The organism is Citrobacter telavivensis (genome assembly GCA_009363175.1).
Lineage (GTDB): Bacteria > Pseudomonadota > Gammaproteobacteria > Enterobacterales > Enterobacteriaceae > Citrobacter_A > Citrobacter_A telavivensis.
In genome coordinates this window covers 2,421,165-2,434,453 of record CP045205.1, presented here as the reverse complement: position 1 = coordinate 2,434,453, position 13,289 = coordinate 2,421,165, and the positions used below count along the sequence as shown (strand labels likewise).

Annotated in this window: 8 protein-coding genes; 7 read left to right on the top strand and 1 reads right to left on the bottom strand. The window is 57.3% G+C overall.

Features of this window, described 5'->3' with window-relative positions; genetic code table 11:
- Positions 1–76 precede the first annotated feature (76 nt).
- Positions 77–190, bottom strand: a complete 114-nt coding sequence (locus GBC03_13875; GenBank protein ID QFS71221.1) for a type I toxin-antitoxin system Ibs family toxin — start codon at positions 188–190, stop codon at positions 77–79.
- Positions 191–414: 224 nt separating this feature from the next.
- Here GBC03_13875 and GBC03_13870 point away from each other — a divergent pair, with 224 nt between their 5' ends.
- The 7 genes from GBC03_13870 to GBC03_13840 all read left to right on the top strand — a co-directional run bounded on the left by GBC03_13870 (position 415) and on the right by GBC03_13840 (position 12,925).
- On the top strand, positions 415–1,662 hold the full coding sequence (locus GBC03_13870; protein ID QFS71220.1) for an MdtA/MuxA family multidrug efflux RND transporter periplasmic adaptor subunit: 1,248 nt from the start codon (positions 415–417) through the stop codon (positions 1,660–1,662).
- Complete coding sequence (gene mdtB, locus GBC03_13865) at positions 1,662–4,784, top strand: multidrug efflux RND transporter permease subunit MdtB (protein ID QFS71219.1); 3,123 nt, start codon at positions 1,662–1,664, stop codon at positions 4,782–4,784. Before GBC03_13870 ends, mdtB begins: the two co-directional genes overlap by 1 nt.
- On the top strand, positions 4,785–7,865 hold the full coding sequence (gene mdtC / locus GBC03_13860; protein ID QFS71218.1) for a multidrug efflux RND transporter permease subunit MdtC: 3,081 nt from the start codon (positions 4,785–4,787) through the stop codon (positions 7,863–7,865).
- Positions 7,862–9,274 carry an MFS transporter gene (locus GBC03_13855; protein ID QFS71217.1) on the top strand — a complete coding sequence of 471 codons (1,413 nt, stop codon included), beginning with the start codon at positions 7,862–7,864 and terminating at the stop codon, positions 9,272–9,274. The genes mdtC and GBC03_13855 overlap by 4 nt, the downstream gene beginning before the upstream one ends.
- A complete protein-coding gene (gene baeS, locus GBC03_13850; protein QFS71216.1) occupies positions 9,274–10,677 on the top strand; it encodes a two-component system sensor histidine kinase BaeS in 1,404 nt (467 codons plus the stop codon). Before GBC03_13855 ends, baeS begins: the two co-directional genes overlap by 1 nt.
- Positions 10,674–11,396 carry a two-component system response regulator BaeR gene (baeR, locus tag GBC03_13845; protein QFS71215.1) on the top strand — a complete coding sequence of 241 codons (723 nt, stop codon included), beginning with the start codon at positions 10,674–10,676 and terminating at the stop codon, positions 11,394–11,396. The genes baeS and baeR overlap by 4 nt, the downstream gene beginning before the upstream one ends.
- A gap of 167 nt (positions 11,397–11,563) precedes the next feature.
- Positions 11,564–12,925 (top strand): U32 family peptidase, encoded by a 1,362-nt coding sequence (locus GBC03_13840; protein QFS71214.1) that lies wholly within the window; start codon positions 11,564–11,566, stop codon positions 12,923–12,925.
- The last annotated feature ends 364 nt before the right edge of the window (positions 12,926–13,289 follow it).

Genomic DNA, 13,289 nt, shown 5'->3' with positions numbered 1-13,289 from the left:
ATGGATTGACATTCCTGTTTGTGTGGCTTAACGTCAGGAGTGAGGGCAAGGGAGGGTTACCCCTCCCCCTGGTATCTTAGTAAGTGTGGAAACTGATCACTAAGAGTATCACCAGTATGATGACTAGCCTCATCATAACCCTTTCCTTATTTTGGCCCCTTCCTCGGGAGGGGCTTTCCCGTTCCAGCATCCTGCTGAAATCCGTGGCTTACCTCCTTTTTGCCGTGCCGCCACTGTAGCGCACAATTTTACATACGTTTTATTCGACGATGATTGCTGCGTAGCGCCTCGCAAAGCGCGCCGCCATTCGGATGAATCCGTACCGGGTTTCATAATTCCTCCATTTTTCTCCCTTGATGGCTGACTAAACTAGTATCATTCCGTGAAACGTTTCAGGATGAGAAACTCATAACGATGAAAGGCAGTAACAAATCCCGCTGGACGATCGCCATCGTGGTGGTCATCGCCGCCATCGCCGCATTCTGGTTCTGGCAGAACCGTAGTGAACCGCAGAGCACAGCGCCCGGCGCAACCGGGCAAGCGAAGCCAACGGCTGGCGCAGGTCGTCGCGGCATGCGCTCGGGCCCACTCGCGCCGGTTCAGGCCGCGACCGCCACGGAGCAGGCTGTTCCTCGCTATCTCTCCGGACTGGGCACGATTACCGCTGCCAACACCGTCACCGTGCGTAGCCGCGTGGATGGACAACTGCTGGCGCTTCATTTTCAGGAAGGACAACAGGTTAAAGCCGGTGACCTGCTGGCGGAGATCGATCCCAGCCAGTTTAAAGTGGCGCTGGCACAGGCGCAGGGCGTCCTGGCGAAAGACAAAGCCACCCTCGCCAACGCGCGGCGCGATCTGGCCCGTTACCAGCAACTGGTCAAAAGCAATTTAGTCTCCCGCCAGGAGCTGGATGCCCAGCAGGCGCTGGTGAGCGAATCCGAGGGCACGATTAAGGCCGATGAGGCCAGCGTCGCCAGCGCGCAACTGCAACTCGACTGGAGCCGCATCACCGCGCCGGTCGATGGTCGCGTCGGTCTGAAACAGGTCGATGTCGGCAATCAGATTTCCAGCGGCGATACCACCGGCATTGTGGTGATTACTCAAACACATCCCATCGATCTGGTGTTCACCCTGCCAGAAAGTGACATCGCCACCGTGGTACAGGCACAAAAAAGCGGACAGCCGCTGGTGGTTGAAGCCTGGGATCGGACCAACTCGAAAAAGCTCAGCGCGGGTGTGCTGCTGAGTCTGGATAACCAGATCGATGCCACCACCGGAACGATTAAAGTGAAGGCTCGCTTTGATAATCAGGATGACGCGCTGTTCCCGAACCAGTTTGTCAATGCCCGGATGCTGGTCGACACTGAACAAAACGCCGTGGTGATCCCGACCGCCGCTCTGCAAATGGGCAACGAGGGTCACTTCGTCTGGGTGCTGAACGATGAAAATAAGGTCAGTAAGCATCTGGTTAAAACGGGCATTCAGGACAGCCAGAGGGTGGTGATCAGCGCCGGGATTTCGGCAGGCGACCGCGTCGTTACCGATGGGATTGACCGCCTGACGGAAGGGGCGAAGGTGGAAGTGGTGGAAGCACAGACCGCCACCACAACCGATGCAAAAGCCACCAGCCGCGACTACGGTAAGAAAGGAGCACGCTCCTGATGCAGGTGTTACCTCCGAGCAGCACAGGCGGCCCGTCGCGCCTGTTTATTATGCGTCCTGTCGCCACCACGCTGCTGATGGTGGCAATTCTTCTCGCCGGGATCATTGGCTATCGTTTCCTGCCCGTCTCTGCGCTGCCAGAGGTGGACTACCCCACCATTCAAGTGGTAACGCTGTATCCTGGCGCCAGCCCGGACGTGATGACCTCTGCGGTTACCGCGCCGCTGGAACGGCAGTTTGGTCAGATGTCTGGTCTGAAGCAGATGTCGTCGCAAAGCTCCGGCGGCGCATCGGTGGTGACCCTCCAGTTCCAGTTGACTCTGCCGCTGGATGTGGCCGAGCAGGAAGTTCAGGCGGCCATTAACGCCGCCACCAATCTGCTGCCGAGCGACCTGCCAAACCCGCCGGTCTACAGTAAAGTCAACCCTGCCGATCCGCCGATCATGACGCTGGCGGTGACGTCCACCGCCATGCCAATGACTCAGGTGGAAGACATGGTAGAAACCCGCGTAGCGCAGAAGATCTCTCAGGTCTCCGGCGTCGGGTTAGTGACGCTCTCCGGCGGTCAACGCCCGGCGGTCCGCGTGAAGCTCAATGCGCAGGCCATTGCCGCGCTGGGCCTGACCAGCGAAACCGTCCGTACGGCGATTACCGGGGCGAACGTCAACTCCGCCAAAGGCAGCCTCGATGGCCCCACCCGGGCGGTCACGCTCTCGGCAAACGATCAGATGCAGTCCGCCGACGAATACCGCCAGCTTATCATTGCTTATCAAAATGGTGCGCCGGTTCGTCTTGGTGACGTCGCCACCGTTGAACAAGGGGCGGAAAACAGCTGGCTTGGCGCATGGGCAAACAAAGAACAGGCCATAGTGATGAACGTCCAGCGCCAGCCTGGCGCTAACATCATCTCAACGGCAGACAGCATTCATCAGATGCTACCACAGCTCAAAGAGAGCCTGCCGAAGTCGGTGAACGTAACGGTACTGTCCGATCGCACCACCAATATCCGCGCCTCGGTGAGCGACACCCAGTTCGAGTTAATGCTGGCCATCGCGCTGGTCGTGATGATCATCTATCTTTTCCTGCGCAATATTCCCGCCACCATTATTCCTGGCGTCGCCGTCCCGCTGTCGCTGATCGGGACCTTTGCGGTGATGGTGTTTCTCGATTTCTCTATCAACAATCTGACGCTAATGGCGCTGACCATTGCCACTGGCTTTGTGGTGGATGATGCGATCGTGGTTATCGAAAACATTTCGCGTTACATCGAAAAAGGGGAAAAACCGCTGACGGCCGCGCTGAAGGGGGCTGGCGAAATCGGCTTTACCATTATTTCGTTAACCTTCTCGCTGATTGCGGTCCTGATCCCGCTATTGTTCATGGGCGATATTGTGGGGCGCCTGTTCCGCGAATTTGCCGTGACGCTGGCAGTGGCGATTTTAATCTCCGCCGTGGTGTCGTTAACCCTGACGCCGATGATGTGCGCCAGAATGCTGAGCCAGGAGTCATTGCGTAAGCAAAACCGCTTCTCCCGCGCGTCGGAAAAAATGTTTGACCGCGTGATTGCGGGCTACGGACACTGGCTGGCGAAAGTGCTGAACCATCCGTGGCTGACGCTGAGCGTGGCGCTGGGCACCCTGCTGTTAAGCATCATGCTGTGGGTGTTTATTCCGAAAGGCTTCTTCCCTGTCCAGGATAACGGCATCATTCAGGGCACGCTACAGGCACCGCAGTCCAGTTCCTTTACCAGTATGGCCCAGCGCCAGCGCCAGGTGTCGGATGTGATTCTGAAAGATCCGGCGGTTGAGAGCCTGACCTCCTTTGTCGGCGTCGATGGTACCAACCCGTCGCTGAACAGCGCGCGTCTGCAAATCAACCTGAAGCCGCTCGACGAGCGTGACGACCGCGTCCAGAAAGTGATCGCCCGTTTGCAGGACGCGGTGGCAAGAGTGCCGGGCGTCGATCTGTATCTGCAACCGACGCAGGATCTGACGATTGATACCCAGGTGAGTCGCACGCAGTATCAGTTCACTCTACAGGCCACCTCGCTGGATGCCCTCAGCACGTGGGTGCCGCAATTGATGGAAAAACTGCAAGCGTTACCACAGCTTTCTGACGTCAGCAGCGACTGGCAGGACCAGGGCCTGGTGGCGTATGTGAATGTCGATCGCGACAGCGCCAGTCGGCTGGGGATCAGCATGGCGGATGTCGATAACGCGCTGTATAACGCCTTCGGTCAGCGCCTGATTTCCACTATCTACACCCAGGCGAATCAGTATCGCGTGGTGCTGGAACACGATACCGAAAACACGCCTGGGCTGGCGGCGCTGGATTCAGTCCGTCTGACCAGCAGCGACGGCGGCATGGTACCGCTCAGCGCCATCGCTAAAGTGGAGCAGCGCTTTGCGCCGCTCTCAGTCAATCATCTGGATCAGTTCCCGGTCACCACCATCTCGTTTAACGTTCCGGACGGTTATTCGCTGGGTGATGCGGTCCAGTCGATTCTGGACGCCGAAAAAACGCTGAATCTGCCGGTAGATATCACCACTCAGTTCCAGGGCAGCACCCTCGCCTTCCAGGCAGCGCTAAGCAGCACTATCTGGCTGATTGTTGCGGCGGTGGTGGCGATGTATATCGTGCTCGGCGTGCTGTATGAAAGCTTTATTCATCCGATCACCATTCTCTCAACGCTGCCCACGGCGGGAGTCGGGGCGCTGCTGGCGCTGATGATTGCCGGTAGCGAACTGGGCGTTATCGCCATCATCGGCATTATTTTGCTGATCGGCATCGTGAAGAAGAACGCCATCATGATGATCGACTTTGCCCTTGCCGCTGAGCGCGAACAGGGGATGGCGCCGCGCGAGGCGATTTTCCAGGCCTGTCTGCTGCGCTTTCGTCCGATCCTGATGACCACACTGGCGGCGCTGCTGGGCGCCCTGCCGCTGATGCTGAGTACGGGTGTGGGGGCGGAACTGCGCCGTCCGCTGGGGATCGGCATGGTAGGCGGCTTACTGGTCAGCCAGGTTCTGACGCTTTTCACCACCCCGGTTATCTATCTGCTGTTTGACCGCCTGTCGCTGTATATGAAAAACCGCTTCTCTCACCGGAAAGAGGAGGCGTAAATGAGGTTTTTCGCCCTCTTCATTTACCGTCCGGTGGCGACGATTTTAATCTCCCTCGCCATCACCCTGTGCGGCGTGCTGGGCTTTAGACTGTTGCCCGTTGCCCCGCTGCCGCAGGTCGATTTTCCGGTGATCATGGTCAGCGCGTCGCTGCCGGGTGCCTCGCCAGAGACGATGGCGTCATCCGTAGCCACGCCGCTGGAGCGCTCGCTGGGCCGCATTGCCGGGGTCAGTGAGATGACCTCAAGCAGTTCGCTGGGCAGCACGCGCATCATTCTGCAGTTTAACTTCGATCGCGATATCAACGGCGCAGCGCGGGATGTACAAGCGGCGATTAACGCTGCGCAAAGTCTGCTGCCAAGCGGGATGCCAAGCCGTCCCACCTACCGCAAGGCGAACCCGTCCGACGCGCCGATTATGATTCTGACGCTGACATCAGAAACGTATTCACAGGGTGAGCTGTACGACTTCGCCTCAACCCAACTGGCGCAGACCATCGCGCAAATCGATGGCGTCGGCGATGTTGATGTGGGGGGGAGTTCGCTGCCCGCCGTGCGCGTTGGGTTGAATCCGCAGGCGCTGTTTAACCAGGGCGTCTCGCTGGATGACGTGCGCACGGCCATCAGCAACGCTAACGTGCGCAAACCGCAGGGCGCGCTGGAAGATACCACGCATCGCTGGCAGATCCAGACCAATGACGAACTCAAAACGGCGGCGGAATATCAGCCTCTGATTATTCACTATAACAATGGCGGTGCCGTACGGCTGGGCGATGTCGCCACGGTGACGGATTCGGTGCAGGATGTACGCAACGCCGGGATGACCAACGCCAAACCGGCGATTTTGCTGATGATCCGCAAGCTGCCGGAAGCCAACATTATCCAGACGGTCGACAGCATCCGGGCCAGACTCCCGGAATTGCAGTCCACCATCCCGGCCTCGATTGATATGCAAATCGCCCAGGACCGCTCGCCAACCATTCGCGCTTCACTGGAAGAGGTCGAACAAACGCTGATCATTTCTGTGGCGCTGGTCATTCTGGTGGTCTTTTTATTCCTGCGCTCCGGACGCGCCACGCTGATCCCTGCCGTGGCGGTTCCGGTTTCGTTAATTGGCACCTTTGCCGCGATGTATCTGTGTGGGTTCAGCCTCAATAACCTGTCGCTGATGGCGCTAACCATCGCCACCGGATTTGTGGTCGATGATGCCATCGTGGTGCTGGAAAATATCTCGCGCCATCTGGAAGCCGGAATGAAACCCTTGCAGGCCGCGCTTCAGGGGACGCGAGAAGTCGGCTTTACCGTGCTGTCCATGAGCCTGTCGCTGGTCGCGGTGTTCTTGCCGTTACTGCTGATGGGCGGGCTGCCGGGGCGATTACTGCGTGAATTTGCCGTCACGCTGTCGGTGGCAATTGGTATTTCACTGCTGGTTTCGCTCACGCTCACCCCGATGATGTGCGGCTGGATGCTGAAATCCAGCCAGCCGCGGGAGCAGAAGCGGCTGCGCGGATTTGGCCGCATGCTGGTCGCGCTGCAACAGGGCTACGGTAAGTCGTTGAAATGGGTGCTCAACCATACGCGACTGGTCGGCGTGGTGCTGCTCAGCACCATTGCGCTGAATATCTGGCTCTACATTTCGATCCCGAAAACTTTCTTCCCGGAGCAGGACACCGGCGTACTGATGGGCGGGATTCAGGCCGATCAGAGCATCTCGTTCCAGGCGATGCGCGGCAAGCTCCAGGACTTTATGAAGATCATTCGCGACGACCCGGCGGTGGATAATGTCACCGGGTTTACCGGCGGCTCACGGGTCAACAGCGGGATGATGTTCATCACCCTTAAGTCCCGCGACGAACGTCGGGAAACCGCGCAACAGGTGATTGACCGCCTGCGGGTGAAACTGGCAAAAGAGCCAGGCGCCAATCTGTTTCTGATGGCGGTACAGGATATTCGCGTCGGCGGACGCCAGTCCAATGCCAGCTACCAGTACACGCTGCTGTCAGACGATCTGGCCGCGCTGCGCGAATGGGAACCGAAGATTCGTAAAGCCTTAGCCGCTCTCCCCCAACTGGCGGACGTCAATTCAGATCAACAGGACAACGGGGCGGAGATGAATCTCATCTACGATCGTGAAACCATGTCGCGACTGGGCATTGACGTGCAAGCGGCTAACAGCCTGTTGAACAACGCCTTTGGTCAGCGGCAAATCTCCACCATCTATCAGCCGATGAACCAGTATAAAGTGGTGATGGAAGTCGATCCACGCTACACCCAGGACATCAGCGCGCTGGAGAAAATGTACGTCATTAACAGCGACGGCAAAGCGATTCCGCTCTCCTGGTTTGCCAAATGGCAACCGGCGAACGCGCCGCTGTCGGTGAACCATCAGGGCCTGTCGGCGGCGTCCACCATCTCCTTCAACCTGCCAACGGGCTCCTCGCTGTCAGAAGCCAGTGATGCCATTCATCGGGCGATGACCCAGCTTGGCGTACCGTCCACCGTGCGCGGCAGTTTTGCCGGTACCGCGCAGGTTTTCCAGGAAACGATGAATTCCCAGGTTATCCTGATCATTGCCGCGATTGCCACGGTCTATATTGTGCTCGGTATGCTGTACGAAAGTTACGTTCATCCGCTGACCATCCTCTCCACCCTTCCCTCGGCTGGGGTGGGCGCGCTGCTGGCGCTGGAGATTTTCGATGCCCCGTTCAGCCTAATCGCCCTGATAGGGATCATGCTATTAATTGGCATCGTGAAGAAAAACGCCATCATGATGGTCGATTTTGCGCTGGAAGCGCAAAGGCATGGCAACCTCACCCCGGAGCAGGCGATTTTCCAGGCCTGTCTGCTGCGCTTTCGTCCGATAATGATGACCACGCTGGCCGCGCTGTTTGGCGCGCTGCCGCTGGTGCTTTCCGGCGGCGACGGTTCTGAACTGCGCCAGCCGCTGGGGATTACCATCGTCGGCGGTCTGGTGATGAGCCAGTTGTTAACGCTTTACACCACTCCAGTGGTGTACCTCTTTTTCGACCGTCTGCGGCTGCGTTTTTCGCGTAAACACCGTAAACCGATAACAGAGACATGACAGAACTTCCCAACAGCACCCGCTGGCAACTGTGGATTGTGGCATTCGGCTTTTTTATGCAGTCGCTGGATACCACCATCGTCAATACCGCGCTTCCCTCGATGGCAAAAAGCCTCGGGGAAAGCCCGTTGCATATGCACATGGTCGTGGTCTCGTATGTGCTGACCGTGGCGGTCATGCTCCCTGCCAGCGGTTGGCTGGCGGACAAAATCGGCGTGCGGAACATTTTCTTCACCGCCATTGTGCTGTTTACCCTGGGCTCGCTGTTCTGCGCGGGCTCCAGCACGCTGAATGAACTGGTCATGGCGCGGGTGTTGCAAGGCATCGGCGGAGCCATGATGGTGCCGGTCGGTAGGCTGACGGTGATGAAAATTGTCCCGCGTGAGCAGTACATGGCGGCGATGACGTTTGTCACACTGCCGGGCCAGATTGGTCCGCTGCTCGGCCCGGCACTGGGCGGGATCCTCGTGGAATACGCCTCCTGGCACTGGATTTTCCTGATCAATCTCCCGGTCGGAATCATTGGTGCTATCGCCACGCTGATGCTGATGCCCAACTACACCATGCAAACCCGGCGCTTTGACCTCTCGGGTTTTCTGCTGCTGGCGGCAGGGATGGCGGTCCTGACCATCGCGCTGGACGGCAGCAAGGGAATGGGGATTTCGCCACTCGCCCTCGGCGCGCTGGTGGCGTGCGGTGTGGCGGCCATTTTATTCTATTTGGTACATGCCAAAGGTAATCCGCGGGCGCTGTTCAGCCTCCACCTGTTTCGCACGCCGACCTTCTCGCTGGGGCTGTTCGGCAGTTTCGCCGGGCGCGTCGGCAGCGGCATGTTGCCCTTTATGACGCCGGTCTTTTTGCAAATCGGTCTTGGCTTCTCCCCGTTTCACGCCGGGTTGATGATGATCCCCATGGTGCTCGGCAGTATGGGCATGAAACGTATTGTCGTGCAGGTGGTTAACCGCTTTGGCTATCGGCGGGTGCTGGTGACCACCACGCTTGGGCTATCGGTGGTGACCCTGCTGTTTATGTCCACCGCCCTGCTTGGCTGGTATTACCTGCTGCCGCTGGTGCTGTTTGTTCAGGGCATGGTCAACTCGACGCGTTTCTCCTCCATGAACACCCTGACCCTGAAAGATCTGCCGGATGAATTAGCCAGCAGCGGGAACAGCCTGTTGTCGATGATTATGCAACTCTCGATGAGTATCGGTGTTACCGTCGCCGGGTTGCTGCTAGGGATGTTCGGGCAGCAGCACATGACGGTCGATAGCGGAACATCCCATACCGTCTTTATGTACACCTGGCTGTGTATGGCTTTTATCATCGCCTTGCCCGCCGTGATCTTTGCTCGCGTCCCGAATGATACCCACAAAAATGTCGTCATTGCGCGACGTAAAAGGAGAACCTGATGAAGCTCTGGCGACCCGGTATTACCGGCAAACTGTTTCTGGCGATTTTCGCCACCTGCATCGTACTGTTGATCAGTATGCATTGGGCGGTGCGCATCAGCTTCGAGCGAGGGTTCATTGATTACATTAAGAACGGCAACGAACAGCGCCTGACCATGCTCAGCGACGCGTTAGGCGAACAGTACCAGTTGCACGGCAACTGGCGCTTTCTGCGCAATAATGAACGCTTTGTGTTCCAGATCCTCCGCTCATTTGAACATGACAACGACGATGACAAACAGGGGCCCGGTATGCCGCCGCACGGCTGGCGTACTCAGTTCTGGGTGGTGGACCAGGATGCCCATGTGATGGTCGGCCCGCGCGGCCCGGTTCCCAAAGACGGCACGCGGCGTCCCATTCTGGTGAACGGCCTTGAGGTCGGCGCGGTGATCGCCTCCCCCGTCGAACGCCTGACGCGTAACACCGACATCAATTTCGATAAACAGCAGCGGCGTACCAGTTGGCTTATCGTCGCGCTCTCGACGTTGCTGGCGGCGCTGGCGACCTTTCCACTCGCGCGCGGACTGCTGGCCCCGGTCAAACGTCTGGTTGAAGGCACGCACAAACTGGCTGCGGGGGATTTCACCACCCGTGTTACCGCCACCAGTGCCGATGAACTGGGCAAACTGGCGCAGGACTTCAACCAGCTCGCCAGTACGCTGGAAAAGAATCAGCAGATGCGTTGTGACTTTATGGCCGATATCTCGCACGAGCTGCGCACACCGCTGGCGGTCCTGCGCGGTGAACTGGAGGCGATTCAGGATGGGGTGCGAAAATTCACGCCGGAATCGGTAGCCTCGTTACAGGCGGAAGTGGGTACGCTGACCAAACTGGTCGACGATTTGCACCAGCTTTCGATGTCTGACGAAGGCGCGCTGGCCTATCAAAAAACCTCCGTCGATTTAATCCCGCTACTGGAAGTGGCAGGTGGCGCATTCCGTGAACGTTTTGTCAGTCGTGGGCTGACGTTAGAATTTTCCCTGCCCGATAGCGTGACCGTGTTCGGCGATCGCGATCGCCTGATGCAGTTATTCAACAACCTGCTGGAAAACAGCCTTCGTTACACAGACAGCGGCGGCGGATTGCGCATCAGCGCAGAACAGCGAGACAAACGCGTCCTGATCACCTTTGCCGACTCCGCGCCGGGGGTCAGTGACGAGCAACTTCAGAGACTGTTTGAGCGATTCTACCGCACCGAAGGTTCACGCAACCGCGCCAGCGGAGGCTCCGGTCTGGGGCTGGCAATTTGCGTCAACATCGTCGACGCGCATAATGGTCACATCCACGCAGCCCATTCGCCTTTTGGCGGGGTTAGCATTACAGTAGAGTTACCGCTGGAACGCGATTTACAGAGAGACGTATGACTGAGTTACCCATTGATGAAAACACACCACGCATCCTGATTGTGGAAGATGAACCCAAGCTGGGACAGTTACTTATCGACTATCTGCGTGCCGCAAGCTATGCCCCGACGCTGATTAGCCATGGCGATCGGGTTCTGCCCTATGTGCGCCAGACCCCGCCGGATCTGATCCTGCTGGACCTGATGCTGCCGGGTACCGATGGCCTGACCCTGTGTCGAGAGATCCGCCGCTTCTCCGAAGTGCCTATTGTGATGGTCACCGCCAAAATTGAGGAGATAGACCGCCTGCTGGGGCTCGAAATCGGCGCGGATGATTACATCTGCAAGCCTTATAGTCCGCGTGAAGTGGTCGCCCGCGTGAAGACCATTCTGCGCCGCTGCAAGCCACAGCGTGAACTACAACAACTGGACGCTGAAAGCCCGCTTGTCGTCGATGAAAGCCGCTTCCAGGCCTCCTGGCGCGGTAAAATGCTTGACCTGACGCCTGCGGAATTCCGCTTGCTCAAGACCCTGTCTCACGAGCCGGGAAAAGTGTTTTCCCGCGAACAGTTGCTGAATCATCTCTACGATGATTACCGCGTGGTGACGGATCGCACCATCGACAGCCACATCAAAAACCTGCGTCGCAAGCTGGAAGCGCTCGACGAAGAGCAGTCATTTATCCGCGCGGTGTATGGCGTCGGGTATCGCTGGGAAGCGGACGCATGCCGGATTGCCTGAGGCTGTAGCGCAAATTGCGGCCCGATAACGCAACACTTATCGGGCCAGGCGTTTTCCTTTACCTCCCTGCCCCGCAGCGCTACAATGCCCGCCCTTAAAGTGAGGACTCTCCTCTAGCCGCTTCATCAGGTGAAGCGGATCTGACCTGTCATCAGAACGAGAAAATTATGTTTAAACCGGAACTCCTTTCCCCGGCGGGAACGCTGAAAAATATGCGTTACGCTTTCGCCTATGGCGCAGATGCCGTCTATGCGGGCCAGCCACGTTACTCTCTGCGCGTGCGCAATAATGAATTCAACCACGAGAATCTACAGCTCGGCATTAATGAAGCCCATGAGCTGGGTAAAAAATTCTACGTGGTAGTGAATATCGCGCCGCATAACGCGAAGCTGAAAACCTTTATCCGCGATTTGAAGCCGGTGGTGGAAATGGGTCCGGATGCCCTGATCATGTCTGACCCGGGGCTTATCATGCTGGTGCGTGAAAACTTCCCGGAGATGCCAATTCACCTCTCCGTCCAGGCCAACGCCGTAAACTGGGCCACGGTAAAATTCTGGCACTCGATGGGGCTGACCCGGGTGATTCTGTCTCGCGAGCTGTCGCTGGAAGAGATTGAAGAGATCCGCAATCAGGTGCCGGAGATGGAGATTGAGATCTTCGTTCACGGCGCGCTGTGCATGGCCTACTCTGGCCGCTGCCTGCTCTCTGGCTACATCAATAAGCGCGACCCGAACCAGGGCACCTGCACCAATGCCTGCCGTTGGGAATACAACGTGCAGGAAGGCAAAGAAGATGTGGTCGGTAACATCGTTCACAAATACGAGCCGATCCCGGTACAAAATGTGGAGCCGACGCTGGGTATCGGTGCGCCAACCGATAAAGTGTTTATGATTGAAGAGGCCCAGCGTCCGGGTGAATACATGACCGCGTTCGAAGACGAGCACGGCACCTACATCATGAACTCGAAAGATCTGCGCGCCATCGCCCACGTTGAACGCCTGACACAGATGGGCGTGCATTCGCTGAAAATCGAAGGCCGTACCAAATCCTTCTACTACTGCGCGCGTACCGCACAGGTTTATCGTAAAGCAATTGACGACGCCGCTGCCGGCAAACCGTTTGATCCACAGCTGCTGGAAACGCTGGAAGGCCTGGCGCATCGTGGCTACACCGAAGGTTTCCTGCGTCGCCACACTCATGACGATTATCAAAACTACGAATATGGTTACTCGGTTTCCGAGCGTCAGCAGTTCGTGGGCGAGTTTACCGGTGAGCGGAAAGGCGACCTCGCCGCCGTGGCGGTGAAGAACAAATTCTCCGTTGGCGACAGCCTGGAACTGATGACCCCGCAGGGCAACGTTAACTTCACGTTAGCGCAGATGGAAAACGCCAAGGGCGAGCCGATGCCGGTAGCGCCTGGTGACGGTTATACCGTATGGATCCCTGTTCCGCAGGATCTGATGCTGGATTATGCGCTGTTAATGCGCAATTTCTCCGGCGAATCGACGCGTAATCCGCACGCTAAATAGTTAATCAGGGTTATTTTTTCACGCCAGGATGAATCTTAGAAACCGATCACATACCGCTTCGTTCTTTAAGGGTATTATCCATTTCGCTGAAAAACATAACCCATAAATGCTAGCTGTACCAGGAACCACCTCCTTAGCCTGCGTAATCTCCCTTACGCAGGCTTATTTTTTTGCTGCCTGAATCGCGGTACTGATGCGTTGGCTGCACTCACTCACCCTAGTCACATAGTAATTCTATGCTCCCAGGGATTCGTTCATTTGCCGCCTTTCTGTACCGCGATTTAGTTTGCAAAAATAGTATATTGTGTGCGTATTTTAGTCCTGTTCTGACCTCCTCCTTTCGTTTCTGCTATACACTTTCTTC

What these genes read in the sequence shown, in the direction of transcription:
- GBC03_13840 (QFS71214.1), top strand. Translation starts at nt 11,564, where the DNA reads ATGTTTAAACCGGAACTCCTTTCCCCGGCGGGAACGCTGAAAAATATG.
- mdtC (QFS71218.1), top strand. Translation starts at nt 4,785, where the DNA reads ATGAGGTTTTTCGCCCTCTTCATTTACCGTCCGGTGGCGACGATTTTA.
- baeR (QFS71215.1), top strand. Translation starts at nt 10,674, where the DNA reads ATGACTGAGTTACCCATTGATGAAAACACACCACGCATCCTGATTGTG.
- GBC03_13855 (QFS71217.1), top strand. Translation starts at nt 7,862, where the DNA reads ATGACAGAACTTCCCAACAGCACCCGCTGGCAACTGTGGATTGTGGCA.
- mdtB (QFS71219.1), top strand. Translation starts at nt 1,662, where the DNA reads ATGCAGGTGTTACCTCCGAGCAGCACAGGCGGCCCGTCGCGCCTGTTT.
- GBC03_13875 (QFS71221.1), bottom strand. Translation starts at nt 190, where the DNA reads ATGCTGGAACGGGAAAGCCCCTCCCGAGGAAGGGGCCAAAATAAGGAA.
- baeS (QFS71216.1), top strand. Translation starts at nt 9,274, where the DNA reads ATGAAGCTCTGGCGACCCGGTATTACCGGCAAACTGTTTCTGGCGATT.
- GBC03_13870 (QFS71220.1), top strand. Translation starts at nt 415, where the DNA reads ATGAAAGGCAGTAACAAATCCCGCTGGACGATCGCCATCGTGGTGGTC.